The following is a 337-nucleotide window of genomic DNA, read 5'->3' on the forward strand; positions in this document are numbered from 1 at the left end:
CGTCCTTCTCGTGCTGGCCGATTACGCCGATCAGACCGGACAGGCGTTTCCCTCTGTCCGACAGCTCTGTGTCGACACGGACCTGAGTGAACGGGCCGTGAGAAAGGCGCTGAGCGAGTTGGCGGAACTCGGACTTCTCGGCCGCCAGCACAGGGTTCGGACCGATCAGTCGAACACGTCCAATTTGTTCGTCCTGAACATGCAGGGGGTGGGTGCACGACGTGCACCCCTGGGTGCACCAGATGCACCACCCCCCCTGCACGACGTGCACCCCCTCCTGCACGAGGTGCAGGGGGATGGTGCACGAGGTGCACCCCTTGAACCCTTACTAGAACCA

At 62.9% G+C, this 337-nt stretch carries 1 protein-coding gene; it reads left to right on the forward strand.

Translation table 11 applies throughout. The annotated features are described in order from the left end of the window. Positions 1 to 10: 10 nt before the first annotated feature. Positions 11 to 337, forward strand: a 327-nt coding sequence (locus ACYVO7_RS25830; RefSeq protein WP_460452624.1) for a helix-turn-helix domain-containing protein, incomplete at its 3' end; no start/stop codon positions are given.

It is taken from the genome of Alsobacter sp. SYSU BS001988 (genome assembly GCF_054796215.1).